At 38.8% G+C, this 23387-nt stretch carries 21 protein-coding genes; 14 read left to right on the top strand and 7 right to left on the bottom strand.

Annotated elements, in window-relative coordinates; translation table 11 throughout:
• The first annotated feature begins 675 nt into the window (after positions 1 to 675).
• Positions 676 to 1494, top strand: coding sequence for an FHA domain-containing protein (locus tag AACU25_RS33025; protein ID WP_096582947.1), 819 nt, complete (start codon positions 676 to 678; stop codon positions 1492 to 1494).
• Positions 1495 to 1664: 170 nt separating this feature from the next.
• Here the strand turns inward: AACU25_RS33025 and psb35 are convergent, their stop codons facing one another.
• From psb35 to AACU25_RS33010, 3 genes are all read right to left on the bottom strand, one after another.
• Complete coding sequence (psb35, locus tag AACU25_RS33020; protein ID WP_096582945.1) at positions 1665 to 1874, bottom strand: photosystem II assembly protein Psb35; 210 nt, start codon at positions 1872 to 1874, stop codon at positions 1665 to 1667.
• A 178-nt stretch (positions 1875 to 2052) separates the two neighbouring features.
• Positions 2053 to 2235: a CsbD family protein gene (locus AACU25_RS33015; RefSeq protein ID WP_045868005.1), complete on the bottom strand. Its 183-nt coding sequence runs from the start codon at positions 2233 to 2235 to the stop codon at positions 2053 to 2055.
• A 714-nt stretch (positions 2236 to 2949) separates the two neighbouring features.
• Positions 2950 to 3156: a hypothetical protein gene (locus tag AACU25_RS33010; protein WP_096584382.1), complete on the bottom strand. Its 207-nt coding sequence runs from the start codon at positions 3154 to 3156 to the stop codon at positions 2950 to 2952.
• Positions 3157 to 3515: 359 nt separating this feature from the next.
• On the opposite strand from AACU25_RS33010, the gene AACU25_RS33005 reads away from it, so the two are divergent.
• The 7 genes from AACU25_RS33005 to AACU25_RS32975 all read left to right on the top strand — a co-directional run bounded on the left by AACU25_RS33005 (position 3516) and on the right by AACU25_RS32975 (position 12787).
• Complete coding sequence (locus AACU25_RS33005) at positions 3516 to 7133, top strand: response regulator (protein ID WP_096582943.1); 3618 nt, start codon at positions 3516 to 3518, stop codon at positions 7131 to 7133.
• 847 nt (positions 7134 to 7980) lie between these two features.
• Complete coding sequence (locus tag AACU25_RS33000) at positions 7981 to 8811, top strand: CheR family methyltransferase (RefSeq protein WP_096582941.1); 831 nt, start codon at positions 7981 to 7983, stop codon at positions 8809 to 8811.
• Positions 8811 to 9371 (top strand): chemotaxis protein CheB, encoded by a 561-nt coding sequence (locus AACU25_RS32995; protein WP_096582939.1) that lies wholly within the window; start codon positions 8811 to 8813, stop codon positions 9369 to 9371. The genes AACU25_RS33000 and AACU25_RS32995 overlap by 1 nt, the downstream gene beginning before the upstream one ends.
• 360 nt (positions 9372 to 9731) lie before the next feature.
• Positions 9732 to 10178, top strand: a complete 447-nt coding sequence (locus tag AACU25_RS32990) for an NADAR family protein (protein ID WP_096582937.1) — start codon at positions 9732 to 9734, stop codon at positions 10176 to 10178.
• A gap of 160 nt (positions 10179 to 10338) precedes the next feature.
• Positions 10339 to 10641: a hypothetical protein gene (locus AACU25_RS32985; protein ID WP_096582935.1), complete on the top strand. Its 303-nt coding sequence runs from the start codon at positions 10339 to 10341 to the stop codon at positions 10639 to 10641.
• Between the two features lie 101 nt (positions 10642 to 10742).
• Positions 10743 to 11831 (top strand): tetratricopeptide repeat protein, encoded by a 1089-nt coding sequence (locus tag AACU25_RS32980; RefSeq protein WP_096582933.1) that lies wholly within the window; start codon positions 10743 to 10745, stop codon positions 11829 to 11831.
• Between the two features lie 272 nt (positions 11832 to 12103).
• Positions 12104 to 12787 carry a uracil-DNA glycosylase gene (locus tag AACU25_RS32975; protein WP_096582931.1) on the top strand — a complete coding sequence of 228 codons (684 nt, stop codon included), beginning with the start codon at positions 12104 to 12106 and terminating at the stop codon, positions 12785 to 12787.
• Between the two features lie 113 nt (positions 12788 to 12900).
• On the opposite strand, the gene AACU25_RS32970 is transcribed toward AACU25_RS32975, so the two are convergent.
• A complete protein-coding gene (locus AACU25_RS32970) occupies positions 12901 to 13236 on the bottom strand; it encodes a TRADD-N-associated membrane domain-containing protein (protein WP_321206616.1) in 336 nt (111 codons plus the stop codon).
• Between the two features lie 802 nt (positions 13237 to 14038).
• Entirely contained in the window at positions 14039 to 14737 is a 699-nt protein-coding gene (locus AACU25_RS32965) for a choice-of-anchor Y domain-containing protein (protein ID WP_096582929.1), read from the bottom strand.
• 531 nt (positions 14738 to 15268) lie between these two features.
• On the opposite strand from AACU25_RS32965, the gene AACU25_RS32960 reads away from it, so the two are divergent.
• Positions 15269 to 15694 (top strand): hypothetical protein, encoded by a 426-nt coding sequence (locus tag AACU25_RS32960; protein ID WP_096582927.1) that lies wholly within the window; start codon positions 15269 to 15271, stop codon positions 15692 to 15694.
• Positions 15695 to 16060: 366 nt separating this feature from the next.
• Positions 16061 to 17137 (top strand): recombinase RecA, encoded by a 1077-nt coding sequence (recA, locus tag AACU25_RS32955; protein ID WP_045869991.1) that lies wholly within the window; start codon positions 16061 to 16063, stop codon positions 17135 to 17137.
• A gap of 699 nt (positions 17138 to 17836) precedes the next feature.
• Here the strand turns inward: recA and hemL are convergent.
• Positions 17837 to 19135, bottom strand: a complete 1299-nt coding sequence (gene hemL / locus AACU25_RS32950; RefSeq protein WP_096582925.1) for a glutamate-1-semialdehyde 2,1-aminomutase — start codon at positions 19133 to 19135, stop codon at positions 17837 to 17839.
• Positions 19136 to 19243: 108 nt separating this feature from the next.
• Between hemL and AACU25_RS32945 the strand changes: the two genes are divergently transcribed.
• The 4 genes from AACU25_RS32945 (at position 19244) to AACU25_RS32930 (ending at position 20887) form a co-directional block, all read left to right on the top strand.
• The gene (locus AACU25_RS32945) at positions 19244 to 19432 is read left to right on the top strand and encodes a ChaB family protein (protein WP_096582923.1); all 189 of its coding nucleotides are present in this window, start codon (positions 19244 to 19246) and stop codon (positions 19430 to 19432) included.
• A gap of 102 nt (positions 19433 to 19534) precedes the next feature.
• Positions 19535 to 20185 carry a bifunctional phosphoribosyl-AMP cyclohydrolase/phosphoribosyl-ATP diphosphatase HisIE gene (gene hisIE / locus AACU25_RS32940; protein WP_096582921.1) on the top strand — a complete coding sequence of 217 codons (651 nt, stop codon included), beginning with the start codon at positions 19535 to 19537 and terminating at the stop codon, positions 20183 to 20185.
• Positions 20186 to 20289: 104 nt separating this feature from the next.
• Entirely contained in the window at positions 20290 to 20529 is a 240-nt protein-coding gene (locus AACU25_RS32935; RefSeq protein ID WP_096582919.1) for a type II toxin-antitoxin system RelN family antitoxin, read from the top strand.
• Entirely contained in the window at positions 20522 to 20887 is a 366-nt protein-coding gene (locus AACU25_RS32930; protein WP_096582917.1) for a type II toxin-antitoxin system RelE family toxin, read from the top strand. Before AACU25_RS32935 ends, AACU25_RS32930 begins: the two co-directional genes overlap by 8 nt.
• A gap of 145 nt (positions 20888 to 21032) precedes the next feature.
• On the opposite strand, the gene AACU25_RS32925 is transcribed toward AACU25_RS32930, so the two are convergent.
• On the bottom strand, positions 21033 to 23075 hold the full coding sequence (locus AACU25_RS32925) for a ShlB/FhaC/HecB family hemolysin secretion/activation protein (RefSeq protein WP_096582915.1): 2043 nt from the start codon (positions 23073 to 23075) through the stop codon (positions 21033 to 21035).
• Between the last annotated feature and the right edge of the window lie 312 nt (positions 23076 to 23387).

Genomic DNA, 23387 nt, shown 5'->3' with positions numbered 1-23387 from the left:
ACAAAAAGTATTTCCACAATTAAAGTAGCTCTATGCCTATATAGTTCAACAATTAGGGATAAAACTAATAGCAATAACTACTCTATATTATCCAATTTATTTTTGAATTACGTAGGTATGCTAGCTAAAAGTAATATGCTAAAGCATTACATATGCGTTCTAACGCATTATGTCAATAGCATTATTTTGTTAGTTAAGATTTTTATAACAATATATGTATATGCCTGATAGTAGATTAGCATTGATTTTTTGAAAATGCTTAACACACCTCCTTGCTTTTTATATTCCCTACAGCCTATTAACAATTTATAACCTTAACGGGTAATCTAATGAAGCCAATTTTATTCCTATATATGACAAACAAAGAAAAATAATTTACAATAAAAAATAAACAGTTACAATATTTGTACTCAACACTTTTACTAAAATTTATGAATGCTTGGATGAAGGAAATTTTTACATCGAAATGAAAAATTTGATATTTGTTACTGCTTAAGCGTTTTAGCAGATATCTGCAATAAAACTGCAGCAGATTAATAGCAAAATTCTGTTTTATCGGCATATATCAGATAAAAACAGATGAAATGTTGTGTGTTTGTCGAATAGAATAGGCTAAATTCAGTTTTTGCTATAATTTAAGCATTATTCCTGATATTAGGCTAAAAAATCAAATTAATGACCGAAATTAGCAATTTACATTTCTTGAAGGCAAAAGGCTCATCTATGAGAGTTGAGTTACAAGATAAAGAATTAGAAAGACGATTAAATTTGTTTCAGGTATTCGTCAAGCTATATGAACAAAATAGTAGTCTTTTAGAGGAAATTTTCCAACTCGAGAACATTGCTCAGGAATCGTTTCTAGCAATGCAACCTATTTATATACAAGGCGTAGTGAATGATGCAGTTGTTTATATCATTACTAATCTTTGTGATAATAAAACACAAAATTTACACCAGTCACAGCAAATTTGGACTATAGGTCGGGATATTAGTAATGGTATCGCGATTGATGACCAATATCTATCTGAACGCCATGCTGCAATTCAATATATTAACGATAAAGGCTTCTACTTAATTGATTTTAAAAGCAGCAATGGCTCATTTGTAAATGGAGAACAAGTTTTTCAGCCTACGAAACTTCATGATGGCGATCGCATTCGCTTAGGGCTGATTACTTTTGATTTTTTTATTAATCATTCTTGCCGTACTCTACCAACAGTCGCTGTGGAATTATTGATGCACCTTGTTCAAGGTGTAGATGACAATCCCCAAAAAATCTTTACCCCGGGCAGTGAGCCACCAGAATTTCCTATGCAAAAATTGAATCATGCTTTCCATCTAAGTGACGATTCAAGCTTAATGAATAATTTTAAATATCAGCATACTCACGTCACTCTAGAAGATAAGTCTGAAATCTTAGAGCGTTTTTTCAGCCAACAATTGGCTCATCATCAAATCTCAAAAATTCAAAATTCTCACCTTATGGAGGGATAGCATAGATACCCCTCTTGTGTCATTTTCCGGGTATTCTAAATAAAAAGATGAAAAGAAAAAACCCTTTTTGATTTGGTATGAGTTAAAGAATCAACAAAAAAATAGTGTCTGCTGTTGAAATGAGCAAACACTATCATAAACTTATGGCAAACAAGGAAACACTTATTCAACTACTTATCTACATCTGGAACGAAATCGGGGCGTTGTTTATCTTCCCAACCTAGAGGACGTTTAGAGTTATACCAAGCAATAGAACCAATCACAGCAGATGCAATAAAACCTACAAGCAAAACTACTGTGAGTACTAGTGAGTAATTAAAACTGCTTTCTGTAGCTAATGAAGCTTCTGTAAGAAAATAAGCAAAGGCAACATTGAACATAAATTTGTAACCTTAAATTATTAATTAGTTAAACCTGAATTGATAATTGGATTTCCTGATTCCTGCATTCAAAATCAAATTTACATCAGTCCGAATATGATTTGGTAAAGCAAGAAGGTAGAGTAAATAATATTTTTATTGTCATTATTTTCTACCTTCTTATGCAAATATCTGTTAATTAATCTACAGCTTTCTTAATTTCATCCTTGACGTTTTCGGCTGTATGGCGCACTTGAGATTCTACTTGCTTTGCTTGTCCTTCAGCCTTATCATTGGGGTTACCAGTGATGTCACCAACAACTTCTTGGATTTTACCTTCGATATTTTTGGCAACAGCTTTGGCTCTATTTTCTAAACTCATACATTTGCTCCTAAGTTTTAGTTATTTGTTTAATGTGGTTCAAGTCATTCAATGTTTATAGATTAGCTTGTTATTTTTTGCGGCGATTCTATCTTGAGAAGATAATTGATCAGTTTTTTGATAATTCCCTATATATAATTTTGGGCTAGCTCAACTCATCTTGAAGATTTCTAGGAATAATTTCTCGATAGAGGTAGGCTCTTTGTCAGTTCTATCTCTAGATAATAAGTTCTCTGTCTGGTGATAGGGTAATTGGAAGAATTAAATAGCGGATTCCTGAGGAGTAAAGCATTTCAGGAATTTACAGTTATATTCCCCTCACTCACCTTTCCTAAAGATTTGGATATGTTACGGCTTGGGTCTAACACATCCTACAGTAGCGGGTTGATGAGATATATATAATTTTAGGGGCACAATATATTGTGCCCCTACTGTGCGCGATCGCCTGAAATATGATGTATAGCATTCCTATATGTGCAAGCCAATCTACAGTTCTATGTTTCTCTTCCTGTTCCCTACCTTAATTTGTCGTTTCGGAACTAATTTAGGATTGCTATATTTAAATTTTCTCTAACAACAGCTTATTTGCAGGCTGTTAGATGGCAAAATGTAAGAGTTATGTTTTTGTATAGTTAATTGACTTTGAGCTAGTTGGTAATTGACCATCCTGAACTCGATATCAGCTTGGGATTTAGGCTGCAATCATCTGAGTTTTTAACGATCAATATCTGTTTCTAACAACAAGATTGTGGTTTCATAACCAATTCTACCCATTTCTGGCTCGTCTCCCATTTCCATTTCTACATAATATGCCCAAGTCTCTGAATTAGGGCTACACTTGACTATCATTCCCATACCACCGATAAATTCTACTGTTTCCCCAGGCGAAAATTTAGGTATTGTCAAACTATTTGCACTCATTGCAATCACCGTTTTTATTTCATCTATTTAGTTCAATTTATAATGCACTATTGTTATTTCCTGCTCTATCGCAAGTTTAAATTTAGGCATTATTTATTTAATTCTTCCGAATCAAGTTGAATAATCTCTAGAATGAATATCAGCTTTTATTAAATTATTTGGTATCCTGAATAACATAAGATTTTAATTAATATTACTCTATGTTAAAATAAACTAAAAAGTATTAAAAAAATTTAGAGTATACTTTAAAAGCTATTGAGTAGCTAGCAAATATGCAATGTCTTCCATAGCTTTATTTTGGGGAAGAGGAGATAAAAATTCATGCTCGCAAGCCGATATAGTTGCAATTGACAAGAGAAATGTTCAACCATTTGAAGATTGGAAGTAAAATAGGGGCTAGTTTCGCTTTAGGTTTGGCAATTTTAAGCGCCATTGGTTATGTTTCCTATCGCACAACCCAAGCACTGATTACAACTTCGTACTGGGAAAACCATACATATCAGGTGCTAGGACTGCTGGATGAAATAAGTTCCAAAGTTAAAGATGCGGAAACGGGACAACGTGGTTACATTATTACTGGAAAAGAGCCATATCTAGAACCATATCAGGCTGCGATCGCATCTTTAGAGCAACCTCTCCAAAAACTCCGCAAGTTAACTGCTGATAACCCCAGTCAACAAAGTCGGCTGAATATTTTAGAGCCATTAGTCAACGAAAGGATAAATGTCCTGAAAAAGGTGATTACGGCGCGACAAAATCAAGGCTTTGAAGCTGCTCAGAAGTTGGTGCTGGTGAATGAAGGAAAGCTGTTGATGGATCACATTCGCAGCCTGACTGAGGAAATGAAACAATACGAGCGTGAATTATTAACACAACGTTCAATTCAGGCAAAAACAGCAGCTGAACAAACTACTGCTACTATCGTTTATGGCATTCCTATATCTTTTATCTTGATAGCTTTAATTGGCTATATGCTATCTCGAAATATCTCTCAACCTCTGGAGAAAATTGCTCGTGTCGCTGGCAAAATTGCGGATGGTGATTTATCTACAACTTTACCAGATACAGAACGCCAAGATGAAGTCGGGATACTCACACATAGTTTCAATCAAATGATTGCTAATTTACGAGAAACTAAGCAATTAAATGAAGAGCAAAACTGGTTAAAATCGAATCTGGCTGATTTGAGTAACAGTCTTCAAGGAAGGAGAAATTTAGCCAATGTCACACAATTGATATTATCGCGGTTAGCTACTTTAGTGGGAGCGCAACAAGGCGTTTTCTACGTGGTGGATTCCGTAGAAAATCAGCCTGTGATGAAGTTATTGAGTAGCTATGCTTATAATGAAAGAAAAAATTTAGCCAATCAATTTCACTTAGGGGAAGGCTTAGTAGGACAATGTGCTTTAGAAAAGCAAAGAATCTTACTTACCCAAGTTCCCAATGATTATATTCGTATTAGTTCTGGCTTAGGTGAAGCGCCACCGTTAAATATTATTGTCTTACCTGTATTGTTTGAAGACCAGGTAGTTGCTGTTATTGAACTCGCATCATTCCAAACTTTTAACCAATTACATTTAACTTTTTTAGAGCAAGTTACTACAGTTATCGGCGTAGTCTTAAACGCGATTAAGTCCGATATGCTCACTCAGGAACTACTCCAGCAGTCTCAGGATTTAACCGAAGAATTACAACATCAACAATCAGAATTGAAGCTGAGTAATCAAAGGCTACAAGAACAAGCGCAGGAGTTAGAAGAATCGCAATTACTGCTGAAACAACAACAAGAAGAGTTACAACAATCCAACGAAGAATTACAACAATTAAATGAGGAATTAGAAGAAAAAGCAGAATTGCTAGAGACGCAAAAACGAGAAGTTGAAGTTAAAAATCAACAAATTGAACAAGCAAGACTGTCTTTAGAAGAAAAAGCCAAACAATTAACGCTAACCTCAAAATATAAGTCAGAATTTTTAGCTAATATGTCCCATGAATTACGGACACCGCTGAATAGCTTATTAATATTGGCGCGCTTAATGGCAGAAAATTCCCAAGGTAATTTAACCGAGAAGCAAATTGAATATAGTCAAACAATTTATAGTGCAGGCAATGATTTACTGCGATTAATCAATGATATTTTAGATTTAGCAAAAATTGAATCTGGTAAGTTTGCGATTGAAAGAGAAGAAGTCAGATTTATAACTTTGCAAAGTTATCTACAAGGGAATTTCCACCAGCTAGCACTCGAGAAAAAATTGAGTTTTAATATCCAAGTTGACGGCAATTTACCACTCACATTTCATACTGACTCCAAACGTCTCCAACAAATTTTAAATAATTTATTAGCAAACTCTTTTAAGTTTACCGATAAAGGAGGAATTTCCTTACAAATTAGCCTAGTTAACGCAGATACGGTGGCTTTTGCTGTCAGCGATACAGGTATTGGTATTCCTAACGATAAACAGCAATTAATTTTTGAAGCATTTCAACAAGCAGATGGGACAACCAGCCGCAAATATGGCGGTACAGGCTTAGGTTTATCAATTAGTCGGGAACTAGCTCACTTGCTAGGTGGGAGAATTGAACTAGTTAGCCAACTAGGACAAGGAAGCACTTTTACACTTTATTTACCAATCCAGGGAGTTCGCAGCCAAGGACAAAGTAGAGGCGATACTTTACAAGATAAACAGAAAATTTCTCTACCTCCTCCAATTCCTGCACCTGCTGAAGCATCCCCACCTCCCGCAGTTCCGATCACTCCGCAAACCGAAGTTGCAGACGATAGAGACGCAATTCAAGCAGGCGATCGCGTTTTGCTGGTGATTGAAGATGATGTAAAATTTGTTCGCATCTTGCTAGATATGGCGCGCCAACAAGGGTTTAAGGTGTTGGTAGCCTTAAACAGCAAACAAGGTTTAGCTCTAGCACAACAGTTTAAACCCGATGCCATTACTTTGGATATCTGTATGCCAGATATCGATGGCTGGATGGTGCTAGATCGGCTCAAACATGACTCCCAAACGCGCCATATTCCCGTACATATCTTTTCCATTGATGATCGCCAACAACGTGGTTTAGAGTTAGGCGCGATCGCTTATGTACAAAAACCGGTGACTAAAGAACAACTGGTTGGTGCTTTAACCGATATTAAAGGCTTTGTTGAGCGTAAGGTAAAAAATCTGCTGGTAATTGAAGATGACCCAGTCCAAGCCCGCAGTATTATTGAGCTAATCGGTAATGGCGATGTTCACAGTACAGCAGTACATACAGCCGCCGCAGCCATAGCTACACTGCAATCCCAGCATATAGATTGTATTGTGCTGGATTTGGGTTTGCCTGACATGACTGGCTTAGAACTAATTGAGGAAATCAAACAACAACCCAACTGGTTAAAAATTCCGATTATTGTCTACACCGGGAAAGAACTTTCGCGTCAAGAAGAAACGCAATTGCGACGCTTGGCTGAGACAATCATTATTAAAGATGTGCGATCGCCTGAACGGTTACTTGATGAAACTGCCTTATTTTTACACCGTATCCAGGCAAATTTACCTCAGTCAAAACGGCATATCTTAGAACAACTCCGCAATTCCGATCCCATACTGGCAAATAAAAAGATTTTAATTATCGATGACGATGTCAGGAATATTTTTGCTTTGACTAGCTTGTTAGAAGGCTATCAGATGCAAGTATTATTTGCAGAGAATGGCAGAGATGGCATTGCTACATTGCAAGCCAACTCTAATATAGATATTGTCTTAATGGATATCATGATGCCAGAAATGGACGGTTATCAAACAACTCGCGCCATCCGTCAGCTAGAGGAATTCCGCACATTACCGATTATTGCTTTAACCGCCAAAGCTATGCAAGGCGATCGCGAAAAATGCATCGAAGCAGGAGCCTCAGATTATATTACCAAGCCCGTAGACACGGAACAACTACTTTCCCTGCTGCGGGTTTGGTTGTATCACTGAAGTCTAATTTTGAATTAATCAAAACTGCTGCATCTTGCTGCTTGCTATCTTGCGAATGACCCCCATAAATCTTGAGGTATAAGAAGCGAACCTATTTTTGGTTCTGCAGTATGATGTGCTTTTTTTAGTTGCATTAGTAAGATACAAATTAATACTCTGAAAGCTATTGCGCCAAATAAATTGAGCGCAGTTACTTTTTGATTTTTATTTTCTTATACGAGCGAGTTTGATTAAAAATATAGGGTAAATGTAAATTCAAAAATTAAAATAACAAGGAAAACCGAGTTTTTAAATAGACCCGGTTTTTGCTTTTTTAGTGAAATATTTTTCATATTTATTTAAGATTATATCCCAGATTTAGTGATATTAAAAAATGCAATTCTAACTTTGGGTAATATCTTCGTCTCACTTTAGAGAGTAGAAAATTAAGTGACAAAATATTATTTTGAATATATAAAAACATTGATATAAACCTTGCGGACTAATGAATACATCAAAAGCAATAGTCAGAAACACAGTTGCAGCAGTACAGCTAAAGCAGATTCAATTTTCACGACAAAATCTCATCCATCATTTAAATAATGATTGTCCTGGCAGTCACAATTGTCATTGCCTACCGATTAGCGGTAATAGATAATATTGCCAAAACATGGTTTACTAAGTAATAGCAATTAGCGATATGGGATGCATATTTGATTATTGCGAAGCTAGGTATAACTTTATTCCTTCTTTGCTGTCACTGTTCCCCCGTTCTCTTGTTACGCCAGTAATTTCAGCAATCACAGCAAATAGCTTATATTGAAATGTTTACAGTAAGAAGACTTTTTTATCTTCTTTCGCCTCTGTTATGACTTTACCCAAAGCAAAATTAGAAGATATTGAAATTCAGTTGCTACTTGAAGGAGTTTACCGTTACTGGGGTTACGACTTCCGGAATTATGCTGTTTCTTCTCTCAAACGTCGTATCCACAGTTTTATCAAAATAGAAGGCTGTACAAGTGTTTCAGAATTGCAAGCACGAGTGCTACATGATAGCAAATGTTTAGAAAGATTTTTGCTAAGTCTAACAGTAAATGTTACTTCTATGTTTCGTGACCCTAGCTTTTATCTAGCTTTAAGAAAAGAGGTAATTCCGCTATTGCGTACCTATCCTTTTATTCGCATTTGGCACGCGGGATGCTCCACAGGAGAAGAAGTTTACTCAATGGCAATTTTACTACAGGAGGAAAACCTTTATCAACGTTGCCGAATTTATGCTACTGACTTTAATGAAAAAGTGCTACAAAAAGCTCGAACTGGCATTTTTTCGTTAAAACTCATGCAAGATTATACCCAACTTTACCTGAAATCTGGAGGCAAAGAATCTTTTTCGCAATACTATACAGCCGCTTACGACAGTGCAATTTTTCGTGCTGCTTTGCGGGAAAATATTGTTTTTGCTCAACATAACCTAGCAACAGATAGCTCTTTTAATGAGTTTCATATTATCATTTGTCGTAATGTTTTAATTTATTTTAATCAAACCCTACAAAAGCAAGTACATGAACTTTTTTATAATAGCCTTTGTCCTTTTGGTATTCTCGGATTAGGACGACAAGAGTCAATTCGTTTTACTCCCCATGATAATCAATACCAAGAGCTTGTCAAAGGCGAAAAGCTCTATCGGAGGTTGAATTAGTGGTGTTTAAAATTGTAGTCATAGGTGCATCTTTAGGGGGATTTGCTGCTTTAAAAAAGATATTAAGAAACCTACCTCAAAACTTAAAATCTCCTATAGCAATTGCACAGCATCGGCATCGAGAATCTTACAATACATTGAGCGAGTTTCTACAAAAGCATACAGCTTTACAAGTGCGGGAAGCAGAAGACAAAGACGAAATTCTCCCAGGGTATGTTTATTTAGCACCAGCCGATTATCATTTATTAGTAGAATCTGGCTATTTTGCTCTTTCTACTGATGAGCCAATTTCCTATGCTCGACCTTCAATTGATGTCTTGTTTGAGTCTGCTGCGGATATTTATGGCGAACAAGTGATTGGTGTAATCTTAACAGGAGCCAATGAAGATGGTGTACAAGGTTTAAAAGCGATCAAGTCACGTTTGGGAATCGCAATAGTTCAAGAACCTACTACTGCTGAATGTTCAGTAATGCCAAAAGCAGCAATTAATGCTGTAGCTGTAGACTGGATTTTATCGCCAGAAGAAATAGCACAAAAAATAGTTTATCTTTGCAATTAAGTCAGAAAATAAGTACATTTGTAGGTTTTTATGCCTATTTTAACGAGTGATTTCGCAATTCCTGTACAGATGCCTAGAGAATGCGATCGCTCTTGCTCGCCATCTGCTGTTAAATAATCTTAATAACCGTATTTTTACAGTAGACAGTGCTAAAAACTATCACTAGTATTGATAATTGCTCTCTCTTCAGGCTGCTACAATAAAAATTGCATCTCAGATAGTTAATCTTACATTTAAATAGCATTCCTATTTAATTTGTGATTTGTAAGTTCTGCTTTACTGTCCCTACCTGAACGAGTAATTTCACAACTCCTGCACGGATACCTATCAATATTTATATTCATTTTAGTAACTACACATATGACAATTTATTTTTATGCAGTTCGCGAACAATATGGTTGTTTTTCTAACTTTTCACCTCATGGTTTTGAGTTAGATGGTTTGTATTGGTCTACTAGCGAACATTATTTTCAAGCCCAAAAATTTGTTGGTACCTCACATTTAGAACAAATTCGGTTAGTCAAAAATCCTAAAGATGCTGCTAGAATGGGGCGTGAAAGAAGTCGTCCGCTGCGCCAAGATTGGGAACAAGTTAAAGACGATATTATGCGAAAAGCAGTATTACGTAAATTTCAAACCCATGCAGATATCAAAGAAATTCTCCTTGCTACTGGTGATGAACAACTAGTAGAAAACTCTCCCATTGATTTCTATTGGGGTTGCGGATCTGATGGTAGTGGTAAAAATATGTTGGGATTAATTTTAATGGAAGTACGAGAAATACTTCGTTCTCAGCATAACGGCTAAATATATAGGACTCATATTTGATGTTTGCGAAGCTAGGTATACTTTAATTTCTTCTTAACTTTTACCTAGCTACGCAAATAACTGATGCAAATTAAATCGGATTGCTATATGTTATCTAAAAGCAGCAAGTGAACAATCTCTGTATAGGAGTTAACCAATTATGTCTCTATCACTAACCAACAAAAGCTATTGCAAATGGTTTTGGGATGAATCTCTGGGAGGAGACTATGATAATTGGGGTACTAGCACTTACTTATTGGAACTTGGTCATGATTTGTATGCAATTAGACAAATAGAAATTTACGAAAATGGCAATGTCTTGTTTTACGATCCCAGCCACATTGCAGATGATTATGGCAGATTGTGCGACAAACAACTTAATGAAGAGGATGTCAAAGATTTTGCTATTAATAAAGCAGAATTTGAACAAATATGGCAGACAAAAAGGCCTATGAATCGTTGACTGAAGTTATGTAATTTTTATCAAGGACTGGCTGATGTGAATATATCTTAAGTATTCTGGGAATACTAAAGACTATCAGCAAACTTACCAGGACTTGGTCGATGTCTACAGGCGGATGGAATAATGATTTCACAAATGCAGATTCCGCAAAACTTCCAACACCATATCGGAATTTAGGGAAGCAAAAAACCATTGTCCATAAATTTGACCAAGCTACCCTAGAAGAAATTCCTGTTTCATCAGAAACGAACATCCAGCTATTAGAAGCATCCAAGCTATTGCGTCAAGGAGTACAACAGCAGCAAGCTGGTGATTTAGCGAATGCAATCAACTCTTTAGAGCAATCGCTGTTACTGTTTCAAGCGATTGGAGATAGGCTTAAACAAGAAAAAGTACTTTCTTTGCTAGCATTAATAGCTTATACACTCGGTAATTACCAAAAAACTATCTCCTACTGCCAACAGTGTCTCTCCTTGATGGAGGATAGTTCAGATTTGTCAGTGAGAATGCAAGTACTGTCTCATTTAGGTAATGCTTACCGACACCTCAACGAATATGACAAAGCTATCGAGTTTTTAGAGCAATCCTTAACAATTACCCAGCAAAAACAAGAAAGGCGAAGTGAAGTAGCAGCTTTGAATAATTTAGGATTAGTGTATAAAGCTGTGGGTAAATTTACACAGGCAATTAATTATCAAGAACAAAGTTTAGCAATTTTACAAGAACTTAAAGACCATTGGGGAGAAGAACAAGTACTAAAGAACTTGGGTAATGCTTGGTATGCACTGGATGATTACCCAAAAGCGATCGCATATTATGAAAAGTGTGTACTCATATCACGCAGGCTGAAAAACTTTCGTAGCGCCATTCATGTGCTGAAGAATCTCGCTAACGCCTGCTATGCCTTAGGTAACTATAATCAAGCCATTATTTACTATCAAGAGCGTTTGCAATTAGCCAGAGAACTCCAAGACAAGCGAACTGAAGAACAGTCTTTAGGGAGTTTAGGCGTTGCTTGTGAAGCCTTGGGTGATTACGCCAAAGCCGTTGAATACCACGAACAGCGTTTACTCTTAGCCATTAGTCTCAACGACATTCGCAGTCAAGAACAAGCTTTTGCCAGCCTGAAAGTTGCCTGCTATGCTTTAGGCGATTATGCCAAAGTCATGCAATATGAAACAATGGGGTGAAGGGGATTGGGGACTGGGGATTGGTGATTGGTGATTGGGGACTGGGTAATTGGTGTTTGTTATTTCCCCTTATCCCCCTCATCTCTCAACGCTCTCTGCGTGACGATAGTTTTGGTTTGCTCATGATACCGATACAACTGATACAATAAAGATTCTGTAAATAAAAAATTTCAGCAATAGCTGATTTACTAAAAATCTTCGACATCACAAGTATTCCACTAGTGTTGCACTCAGATGAGACAGGTGGTATTTTCACCAAAATCTAGATTGTCATGAGCAGCGAAACCCAACTGAGCCTATTCGACGATTCAACTTTTAATCAGCGAGATCTGATTCCCACAGACGCTAAAATTCCCATACCTGCCAATACCTATTCTGATATGCCAGAGTTGGCACAACACTGTAATCAGTGCCATCGTTGTGGATTAGGAAATAACCGCACTCATGCTGTGGTAGGACGCGGAAACCTCAAAGCGCCAATTATGGTTGTGGGGGAAGCACCAGGTCAAAACGAAGACGAAACAGGTTTACCATTTGTAGGTAAATCAGGGCAGTTGTTAGAGAAAATCTTGGCATCTGTAAATCTGAGTACTGAGACTGATGTCTACATTTGTAATATCAACAAATGTCGCCCGCCGGAAAATCGAGTGCCAACTACAGAAGAAATGGCAGCTTGCTTACCTTACTTATTGGAACAAATTCGTTTAGTTGATCCAAAAATCATTTTATTAACTGGTGCAACTGCGGTTAAAGGTTTAACTAACGATAAGCGAGGCATTACGAAAATTCGCGGACAGTGGATAGAATGGCAGGGACGTTTGTGTATGCCGATTTTTCATCCTTCCTATCTACTGCGAAACCCTTCTAGGGAAGTAGGCGGCCCGAAATGGTTGATGTGGCAGGATATACAAGCAGTGCGTGCTAAATATGATGAAATCAAAGTAAGCGACAAATAGGCAGTTGAGGTAATGCGATCGCATGAGTTTTGCAAGAATGCGATCGCATTTTGTCCGCCTTGATGATGCAACTTAAATGCCGATCAGCTGAGAAAATATTCTGCAGATATCTCTTAAATTTGTTCTTCCTCGCTGATCAGACGATCCAAGCGATCGTTAGCATCCTTTGCTAATCGTAACCAAGGCACACTAGAGACAATCCCTTCCATAATTGTGATTGATCCCTCTGGCAAATTTCCTGAAAGTGACAATCCCACACCAACTAAGCTCACAATACCGCACATTGCACTCATCACCCAGGCTAAGTTAAAGCTCCACCTAGCCTGCCGCAAACGCTCTTGAGTCACATTCATTTTAGTTTTGATTTGCTGGCTGGAGTTGGAATTAGTCAAAGAAACTTGAATTTGAGTACTGCTTAACAATTGTTTTTGGTTGTTGTTCGATATCATGGTGTTAATTCCTTGAAATGAGATTCATGACAAAATTTGCTAGTACTAACCGTGAATCAGTACAAGCGGATATGAGTGAGTCCAAGTGTTACCCAGTACTGACCGTGAATCAGTACTGGGTTACTCTTATATCACTTTTAAGTAGGGAACAACTTTTAAAGTGAGGAGTACTGTTAGCTATCAATTGACCAAAAACTAGATGAAGCGTGGTTTCTAAGATAACAGTACAATCTTTACCTGTTGGCAATAACTATGCATTGCATTGTGAGGCGAGTTTGTCGGGGCTTGAAATGGAACTCGTAATATCTTAACGGACATAGCTTAAACCCTGAATACTAGGTAGAAATGATGTCTGATGCTGCTGATGAGTTGGGTAGATGTGTTTTTAAGCTAATTGGACTGATTTTTGGCTAAGGATTTGACCTCCATAAAAGTACATTTGTTCCAAGGTTCTAATTAGAACATCATACGTCTCACAATTCCTTTAACCTCATATTGTCATCATTTTACACGCTTATTCAGTAAAATCATCTAGTTTAGAAATTAAAATGAAATATATATTCAGTAAAATCATCTAGTTTAGGAATTAAAATGAAATATATAAAAACTTTGCCTTGTAGCCAAAAAATCTTCTCATACAAAGGTTTTCGGCTAAATTGCCTGTAATTCGACCATCTGATAGTATTTCTGTACTTACGAGAAATTACGCAATTTTGCAAAATTTTTTAACTCTAGTTAATCACTTGTAAAAGTGATTTTTAATAAATATTGCAAGTACTTCATCTAAATTAAGCTGCTCATCTCAATTAACCTCAACACTAACTATGGTGACTTTTGCCTTAGCTGATGTCGTGTCGTCACCCATAAAAATTAAATTAGGTGTGGTGTAAGGATTGGGATAGCCAGGAGGTGGTGTAAAGCCTGTATATTGTCGTAAATTACCTTTGAGAATTGGTGTGGTACGTCCGTCAACAAATAGTTGATAACTACCATCTTTGACGGATAGCTTATATGTTTTCGCTGCAGGTTTAGTGTCATACAACACATTTTCCCCACGGGTAAAGCCAACATTTTGCGCCCAAATACTATCTTCCCAGAAGCCCAGTTCTAAACCATAGGGTTGTGATTCACTAGCCAGCTTGTTGCTAATGACAATGATGCTGAAGCCAGCGCGATTCGTAGAACTGTGGCTTTCAGAGTTAATTTGTACCCTAAACGTCAGAGTGTAGCCTTTGCTACGATCCAAAATAATTGGTGATGAGCGGAAATAACCAGCATAATTGGCGTTAGTGCCGCTGCTATCGAGAATCGTACCTTGGTTAGTGGCGATTGCAGAAGGAACAGGGATGGCAAAACTGTTGAGATATAGCCATCCTTGTTGAGCAGGTGTTTGGCTAGGAATGGATAAGCCGTTGTATAGAACAGCAGCACTGGCAGAATTCGCGCCTATCAGCAAAGCAAAACCAGCACTTAAAGTAGCGACTAAAGGAGTTTTGATCATAGGGACTAGAGGCTAGAGATAAGAAAATATAGATTCTGATGATTTACCTTTTCAGCAATACAAGCTACATATAGAAGCTAGAATCACGCTTATAAAGGTATTAATACTGTAGTGCTGTCCCAATACTGCTCGGTTAAGGATTGTCAAATCGGAATTTAGTTTGGGGAAAAGGTGAAAGTGTAAGGGTTAAAGGTTGTTTCTTACCCCTTTTCCTCTTAAGCGACAAGTATTGAGTGCTGTCCCTGAGAGCCTTGTTTAAATTATACAAGTATAAATTTAACTGGTTGTGGCTTTAGTATTTACTTAAGCAAAAGTTGCTGACTAGATCCCGGACTTTTTGAAAAAGTCCCAGATTAAATTTCCCTAAAGTCAAGTCATATTCACGCTTACAGATGATTGATATGTTCTAGAGAGTTTTTTGAGTTAGTATGAGCAGCTAATGTAAGAGAATTACAAATTCTGGAAAATCTGCTGAGGCTTGTTAGTACTTGATTAGAGTAGGATTTCAGTTAAGTACTCATACTGGGTCTTATGTCTAAACTATTGCCATGCGCTTTAGCCGCCGTTGCCTTTTTAATCACATCCGCTAATCATCCTGGCACAACACTGGCCGGAACCTGCGCCTCTAAATGTGGCCCGCATCCCATTCAATTTACTCCCGGCCAAAGTATCCGATTAGAGGTTGTAAATAGAACATCAGGTTTCGTAAAACTCGAAAGAATTCAAGGAACTGAGCCAATTCCCCTACGACCAGGACAAGAACTGCAATTTATGCAGGAAGAAGATGGACAAGCAATTATGTCTCTCGTTTTTTGGCATGAAATGGGATTGCCACTCCAAGCAGTAGTTTCTAAACCTAACTTTGGGACATTACGCTTAGAACTTCGCCCTGGTAAGCGTAACCCAGGCGATCGCTCTCTCTATCTGCTGAACGATGGTCATGTCAGCGTCTATTGATTAAAAAACAGTTGGTTGAATTTACGTATAAAATGTAACCAATGTTAATTATTTTATTGTAGAGCTTGCTGAACCCCAAATATTTTCGATACCCTACCTCTAAGCTGTATTACATTCAACTGAGAACTGCTATATTTGTAGCGGCTTGAAAGGGATAATGATCTTAGTTCACCCAACTTTACCTCTAAAAGCCAAAATAAAGTATGAAGGTAATGTTCACCGCGAATGTATCAGATCAGGTTACGATCTTGTCACACTTCCCTGTTTAAAAAGTCATATCCAGAATTTTCTGGCTAAAATAGTATATCTGTTCTACTCAACTCCAATCTTATACAATCCTGAAATCCATATATTTTAGAGGCAGGAATGGCTATCAATACCGATACTTCTGGCAAGCAAAAAGCGCTGAATATTGTACTCAACCAGATTGAGCGCAGCTTTGGTAAGGGAGCAATCATGCGCCTCGGGGATGCTACTCGGATGCGAGTAGAGACCATTTCCACTGGTGCACTCACCTTAGATCTGGCATTGGGTGGTGGTTTACCCAAGGGACGGGTAATTGAGATTTACGGGCCGGAAAGTTCCGGTAAAACAACAGTAGCGCTCCATGCGATCGCAGAAGTGCAACGAGAAGGTGGTATTGCTGCATTTGTGGATGCTGAACACGCCCTTGATCCCACCTATGCTGCAGCTTTAGGCGTAGATATTGAAAATCTTCTGGTTTCCCAACCCGACACAGGTGAAGCAGCATTAGAAATTGTCGATCAGCTTGTGCGCTCTGCTGCTGTTGACATTGTAGTCATTGACTCTGTCGCCGCATTAGTTCCTCGGGCAGAAATAGAAGGCGATATGGGTGATGCTCACGTTGGTCTTCAAGCTCGACTCATGAGCCAAGCTTTACGTAAAATTACTGGTAATATTGGTAAATCTGGTTGCACAGTAATTTTTATTAACCAACTACGGCAAAAAATCGGTGTCACCTACGGTAGCCCAGAAACGACCACTGGTGGTAACGCCTTAAAATTCTATGCCTCTGTACGCTTAGATATTCGCCGGATTCAAACTTTGAAAAAAGGTACAGATGAATTTGGTAACCGCGTTAAAGTCAAGGTAGCAAAAAATAAAGTAGCACCACCCTTTAGAATTGCGGAATTTGACATTATTTTTGGTAAGGGAGTTTCCACTATAGGTTGTCTTGTTGACCTTGCTGAAGAAACAGGCATCTTGCTCCGCAAAGGAGCTTGGTATAGCTACAATGGCGAAAATATTTCCCAAGGTAGAGACAACGCCATCAAATACTTAGAAGAAAAACCAGAATTTGCTGCACAAATTAAGCAGTTGGTGCGTGAGAAGCTAGATAAAGGAGCTGTTGTTTCTGCTAACTCTGTAACCAAAGTCAGCGACGACGAGGAAGAGGAAGAAGTCGATTCAGACGAAGAATAACCATCTCAACAGGGCAGAAATGGGCAGGGCTAGAGAACAGAACCCCTTACCAGGTTATTGTTGATTTGGAGCCAATTGCCAGGTATTTTCAAAATCTCTTCCCCTGCTCCCCCACCTATTCTGCCAAGAAGATGATATTGCTGGCGATAGCCTGAGAATCAGCACTTTTCATCTCTGCTGTTGTTGAAAAAAATTGTCAGGGCGTACAAATGTGCGCCCTTAATTGTGTAATTAATTTATTAAAAACCTAATCTTACGGAAAATTCCCAGGATCTGATACCACTTCAAATAATATTTGCGACAGATAAATTCTTTGTAAGGGCACGGCATCCGCAATCTTTTGGCATATCGAATATCTTATTGGTGCCGTGCCCCTACCCATCTGTCGCATTCTTTTTTCAAATTGGTATCAGTTTCAGTCTGACTGCTGCAAATTTTGTATTATACCATTTCACGAAATGCCTGATACAAATGATTAATCTCTAATTCTTTCCCCCTGCTCCCTGCCCCCTGCCCCCTGCTGCCTATTTGTATCAATCTTAAAGTGAAACGGTATTACCTGGTTAAAAAAATCACCAACCTCATCTATTTTGTAGTAGAGGTTGGTGATTATTCACAACAAAACTAGAAATAAGTTAACTTAGTAACGCTACTTGCTTGAAATCCATTAGATACTCAGCACTTAGCACTCAGAACTTTTTACAGGCTAGAAAGTACTTCCCGTGCTACTGCTAAAGTTTGGTCAATATCTTCATCGGTGTGAGCAAAAGAAGTAAATCCAGCCTCAAATTGAGATGGTGCTAGGTAAATACCACGCTCTAACATACCGCGATGGAAACGCCCAAATTTAGCTGTATCGGCACTTTTCGCATCTTCATAGTTATGCACTGGGCCTGCGGTGAAGAATAAGCCAAACATAGCGCTGATATGACCACCACAAGCTGCATGACCAGTTTCTTGAGCAATTTGTAGTAAGCCATCTGCTAGCTTTTTGGTAATGCGCTCTAGGTAATCATAAGTACCGGGTTTTTGCAGCAATTCTAGAGTCTTGATCCCTGCTGTCATCGCTAGGGGATTACCAGAAAGTGTCCCAGCTTGATATACGGGGCCAGCAGGGGCAACCATTGACATAATATCGCGGCGACCGCCATAAGCTCCCACAGGTAAGCCACCACCAATGACTTTACCCAATGTTGTCAAATCGGGGGTAACACCAAATTTTTGCTGCGCGCCACCATAAGCAATGCGGAAGCCTGTCATGACTTCGTCAAAGACTAATAATGCGCCATGCTCATGGGTAAGTTCGCGTAACCCTTCCAAGAATCCCGCATCGGGAGTAATAAACCCAGCATTACCCACGACTGGCTCTAAAATTACGCCAGCAATTTCATCGCGGTTTTCTTCAAACAAAGCCTTCACAGCTTCCAAATCATTGAAAGGTGCTGTGAGAGTACTAGCAGTTGCCGATTTTGGTACTCCTGGGGAGTCGGGTAAGCCGAGTGTCGCCACACCAGAGCCAGCTTTTACCAAGAACATATCAGCGTGTCCGTGGTAGCAGCCTTCAAACTTGATGATTTTTTCCCGATTGGTAAACGCCCGCATGAGCCGCAACACAGCCATACAAGCTTCAGTTCCAGAATTCACGAATCTGACCATTTCGATGCTGGGAACGGCATCAATGACCATTTCTGCTAAGACATTTTCCAGTGCAGAAGGCGCACCGAAACTCGTGCCTTTTTCTAAGGCTTCATGTAGTGCGGCAATTACTTCTGGATGAGCATGACCACAAATAGCAGGGCCCCAAGTACCTACATAGTCGATGTATTGATTACCATCAACATCCCAAATGTATGCGCCTTTGACGCGATCAAACACAATTGGCTGTCCACCGACAGATTTGAAGGCACGGACTGGGGAACTCACTCCCCCGGGCATGAGATTTTGGGCAGCGGCGAAAATCTCTTGTGATTTTGTGGTTTTAATCGACGTATTTACCAAGGTTTTCTCCTACGTGAGGGGCAAATTAAAAGCTCTATCTTAGGATAGGGTTAAAAACTGTTCAGAATTTCTATCCTATAAAATTACCAGAACCAAAAAAATAACAATATGTTATACAACTCGAATCAAGATTTGCCTTTAGAAATTCGCTCGCGATTATCTGAGGCATACCAGGATCTTTATCGGGCAGCTTTTAACTCGGCAGTTCACTGGTATGGTGAAGCCGCAAAAGCGCATAAGGTAGCATTGAGTGCAGTAAAGATGCAATCTGCTATGGATAAGAATGCTCTAGTTTAAGATTATATAATTGGCTGACTATATAAAAAAATCGTGCGAGTTGACCTATTGAGAATGGTATCGTGAATCAAGGAATCGTTCTCACGCAAAAAATTAGCTGGTATGTTCTCTAAAGAACCGCATTCACTACACAACGCCATCCCCGTTGAAAAAATTCGTTATGACGAACAAGGTCTAGTACCGGCAATAGTCCAAGATTATCTTGATGGCACCGTCTTAATGATGGCGTGGATGAATCGGGAGTCTTTACAAAAAACTTTAGATACCGGAGAAACTTGGTTTTGGAGTCGATCGCGTCAAGAGTTGTGGCATAAAGGGGCGACTTCTGGTCATCTGCAAAAAGTGCAAAGTATCCGTTATGACTGCGATAGTGATGCACTTCTTATTGGCATAGAACAGATAGGAGATATTGCTTGCCATACAGGAGAGCGCAGTTGTTTTCATCAAATAGATGGGCAAATCGTTGCTCCACCAGGCGATACATTGTCACAATTATTTCAAGTAATCTGCGATCGCCGTGACAATCCTACTGAGAGTTCCTACACCTGTAAGTTATTCGCTGGTGGTGATAACAAGATTTTGAAAAAGATAGGTGAAGAAACTGCGGAAGTTGTCATGGCATTTAAGGATGATGATGCCGATGCGATCGCAGGCGAAGTTGCAGATTTGCTATATCATACTTTGGTCGCTTTAGCACACCACAAAGTTGATGTCAAAGCCGTTTATCGGAAGTTGCAAGAACGGCGGAGATGAATAGTACTAGTTAGATAAGGCTGATCAACAAGCGATCGCAACAGTTGGGATAATCAGCAACTTGAAACAAGCAAACCACGACCACTTCACATCTCTAAGTAGCAATGAAAGCACTTAAAGTTATGGCAACAATCAATGAGGAAGGACAATTAACCTTAGATCATCCTCTCACAACAGATAAAAATAGTCGTGTAGAAGTCATTGTTTTAATCCCAGATGATGAAGCCCCAGATCAGATATCTCAGGCAGAAGTCTTAGCAGATTTCCGGCAAGCTTGGCAAGAAGCTATGACTGGGCAAACAATTCCCTTGTCTCAACTTTGGGAAGGCTTTGAAGATGGCTGATCAGCCTTGCATTCAAGTTGAAGTTTCGCCAACGTTCAACCGAAATCTACGTACTCTTGCTAAGAAATATCGCAGTATTCGGAATGATATACAACCTATTATCGAACAACTTGAGCAGGGAGAGTTACCAGGAGATCAAATACCTGGTGTTGGTTACGCAGTATTCAAGTTGAGAGTCCAAAATAGCGACACTCAAAAGGGTAAAAGTGGTGGCTATCGTCTGATTTATTATGTCAAAACAGCAACGGGAATCATTCTGCTGACTATTTATGCCAAATCTGAACAAGTTGATATTGCAGCAAAGGATATTCAAAGCATCATTGCAGAATATGAGCAACAAATAACTAATGATGAATAAAAATCGCGACTGTATAACAAATCATTGCAACGGAATTTTGGGGAATGAAGATTATAGGTGAGATTCTCAGCTTTTGACCCCCTCCGCAAAATCCGTTGAACTTAGTATTTTTTACTTAGCCAGCCCGAAAGCTTATCCCAGACTTCTAAGGTTGATAGCGGATACTAAAGTAAAACCCATCATCCTGAGCATTATTACCGCGATCGCTTAAATCTACAAAGGGGATGCCGTAATCTAGGCGCATGGTTAATTTATCAATGCCCAAGGCTTGATTCCACAATAGCCCTAAACCAGCACTGGCTAAAAAAGTTTGATTGGGTAGCTTATTGGGATTGTCTGATTGATTCCAAACAGCGCCTAAATCAACAAACGGTATCACCTGTAGGGTAGATAATCCGGCTTTATTACGTTGCACTGTAATTCTGTCTTCAATTGCGAAACGGAATCCATTATCGCCAGAACGAACATTTTGCCGATATCCACGCACAGACTGTCCGCCACCAATGACGAATTGCTGGGAAGGTAACAAACTATCTGGTGTGAGTTGCAAGTCTGCTTGGACAATTAACAGGTGATCATTATTTAGCTGCTGTACGCGCTGGATTTGACCTAGCCAACTGAAAAAACGACTATCGGGAATGGGGTCACTATTAATTGTGGCATCAAATAAACCCGTGCCTAAACTAAATTGCGATTGTAACAGCCAAGCTCCTCGGGGGTCGCGTCGGACATAATCTTGGCTAAACTTAAAGACACTGGTACGGCTAACGCCATTCGCATCAGGGCCAATACCAAAGGGGGTAGGAAGTTGATCGAAGAGAAAAGTTTGCCCATCTTCATAAGTAAAGCCGAAAGACAAGGCAAATTCTTCTCTAGGCGATCGCATTAATGGCTGACGATAACTAATTTCATAGACATCTTGGTCACCTTTGATACCAAACTGGTCAAAAGGTGGCTGGGTGATTTCGTTGCGATTGGGTGCAACTCGCAAGCGTAACTTCCCATCCATCGCATTTAGGGGAATTTGATAGCTAAAATCAAAGCGATCAGAACCACCTGTCAGGGTGTGATAATAAGCACCTGCTAGTTCATCTCCTATCCCAGTTAGGTTGCGGTGGAGTAATTGAATCCCTAATCTTTCCGAACCAATACTAGGCGGTGAATAGTTATCGATACTCAAGCTACTGACAAAAGGATTGGCTTCATCAACCCTGACGATGAGAATACTTTCACCAACTTTTCCTGTAGGGCGAAGGCTAGCTTCCACATTATTAAATAGCGGATCGAGTCGCAGTAACTTGAGTTTTTCTTCCAGCTTAATTGTATTTAAGGGAATTCCGGCACCTAATTGAATGCGATCGCGCACATATGCAGGGTTTAAGCGCTTGGTTCCTTGCACCTCAATTTCTGATACTCGCCCTTCAATAATGCGAATTACCGCCACACCATCTGTATTTCCAGGCTGTTGCGTCACGGGAATCGCCCGCGAATTTATATAGTTATTGTTCAGGTAAAGCTGAGTTACAGCATCAGCAGCTTTCCGCAAATCCTCTACTGTCAATTCCCGCCCTTCAAATGGCTGAACCACCTGATTTAGTTGTTGTTCCGTAAATACTGTGCTATCTACAACATTAATTTTGCGGACGAAAAATCGCTCAGGAGTTGTTGGTGTGACTGCTGGTGGTGGGTTTGGGGGGCTAAATTCTGGTGGGGTAGTTTCTGGTGGTTGGGGAGTTGGGGATTGGGTAATTGGTAATTGGTAATTGGTAATTGGTAATTGGTAATTGGGTTTTGACTCAGGACTTAGGACTTTTAACTCAGCACTGCTTTGAAACTCAGGACTGTTTTGCAACTCAGGACTATTTTGCGACTCAGGAGTCAGTACTTTTAACTCAGTACTGTTTTGGTTAGCTGTGGCTTTCAAGCCCGTGACAGCTAGTATTCCAATTAAATGCAGAATGAACAAACTGCTTTTGAAACCAAAACTTTGATACAAGAATGATATAAAAAATTTCCTATTAAAAATATAGTTAAAAGCTTGATGGACGGTAGCTAAAAACTGGCGTTGATATCGACATTTTATTGATTTCTTGCGGGTACTTCCCAAAGAATCAATTTTTTGATATATTTTCGTACTTTGCGGAATTAAAACTTCAGAATTAAGATTAGTTTTTATACCTTTTTTCATTTCACTATACTGAAATGGATGATGTATAAAGTTCTCAGTTATCAGGTATAAGCTATCAGTTTCATGGCCAATATATCGCCTTCTCAAAGAAACTGCAGAAGGCGCTAGAGCTTTGTAAAACTGCACTATACGCTTAATTACTGTTTACTTAGTTAAACACCTGGCTAGTTGAGATTCCGGAAAATTGTTTTAGCCACAGTAATATTTAAATATCATATTTTTGCCATGCATATTCAAAAAAATTAATATATTTAATTACATTTAACACTGCAAAATTATCAGTGATATCCGATAGGATAAATATGCTGGTAA

Source organism: Tolypothrix tenuis PCC 7101 (assembly GCF_963874875.1).
GTDB classification, from domain to species: domain Bacteria; phylum Cyanobacteriota; class Cyanobacteriia; order Cyanobacteriales; family Nostocaceae; genus Aulosira; species Aulosira tenue.
This window is presented reverse-complemented; position numbering and strand designations above follow the sequence as displayed.

Bases quoted from the DNA above. Each gene is read 5' to 3' on its own strand.
- AACU25_RS33025 (WP_096582947.1), top strand. From the start codon at position 676: ATGACCGAAATTAGCAATTTACATTTCTTGAAGGCAAAAGGCTCATCT.
- psb35 (WP_096582945.1), bottom strand. From the start codon at position 1,874: ATGTTCAATGTTGCCTTTGCTTATTTTCTTACAGAAGCTTCATTAGCT.
- AACU25_RS33015 (WP_045868005.1), bottom strand. From the start codon at position 2,235: ATGAGTTTAGAAAATAGAGCCAAAGCTGTTGCCAAAAATATCGAAGGT.
- AACU25_RS33010 (WP_096584382.1), bottom strand. From the start codon at position 3,156: ATGAGTGCAAATAGTTTGACAATACCTAAATTTTCGCCTGGGGAAACA.
- AACU25_RS33005 (WP_096582943.1), top strand. From the start codon at position 3,516: ATGTTCAACCATTTGAAGATTGGAAGTAAAATAGGGGCTAGTTTCGCT.
- AACU25_RS33000 (WP_096582941.1), top strand. From the start codon at position 7,981: ATGACTTTACCCAAAGCAAAATTAGAAGATATTGAAATTCAGTTGCTA.
- AACU25_RS32990 (WP_096582937.1), top strand. From the start codon at position 9,732: ATGACAATTTATTTTTATGCAGTTCGCGAACAATATGGTTGTTTTTCT.
- AACU25_RS32985 (WP_096582935.1), top strand. From the start codon at position 10,339: ATGTCTCTATCACTAACCAACAAAAGCTATTGCAAATGGTTTTGGGAT.
- AACU25_RS32980 (WP_096582933.1), top strand. From the start codon at position 10,743: ATGTCTACAGGCGGATGGAATAATGATTTCACAAATGCAGATTCCGCA.
- AACU25_RS32975 (WP_096582931.1), top strand. From the start codon at position 12,104: ATGAGCAGCGAAACCCAACTGAGCCTATTCGACGATTCAACTTTTAAT.
- AACU25_RS32970 (WP_321206616.1), bottom strand. From the start codon at position 13,236: ATGATATCGAACAACAACCAAAAACAATTGTTAAGCAGTACTCAAATT.
- AACU25_RS32965 (WP_096582929.1), bottom strand. From the start codon at position 14,737: ATGATCAAAACTCCTTTAGTCGCTACTTTAAGTGCTGGTTTTGCTTTG.
- AACU25_RS32960 (WP_096582927.1), top strand. From the start codon at position 15,269: ATGTCTAAACTATTGCCATGCGCTTTAGCCGCCGTTGCCTTTTTAATC.
- recA (WP_045869991.1), top strand. From the start codon at position 16,061: ATGGCTATCAATACCGATACTTCTGGCAAGCAAAAAGCGCTGAATATT.
- AACU25_RS32945 (WP_096582923.1), top strand. From the start codon at position 19,244: ATGTTATACAACTCGAATCAAGATTTGCCTTTAGAAATTCGCTCGCGA.
- hisIE (WP_096582921.1), top strand. From the start codon at position 19,535: ATGTTCTCTAAAGAACCGCATTCACTACACAACGCCATCCCCGTTGAA.
- AACU25_RS32935 (WP_096582919.1), top strand. From the start codon at position 20,290: ATGAAAGCACTTAAAGTTATGGCAACAATCAATGAGGAAGGACAATTA.
- AACU25_RS32930 (WP_096582917.1), top strand. From the start codon at position 20,522: ATGGCTGATCAGCCTTGCATTCAAGTTGAAGTTTCGCCAACGTTCAAC.
- AACU25_RS32925 (WP_096582915.1), bottom strand. From the start codon at position 23,075: ATGAAAAAAGGTATAAAAACTAATCTTAATTCTGAAGTTTTAATTCCG.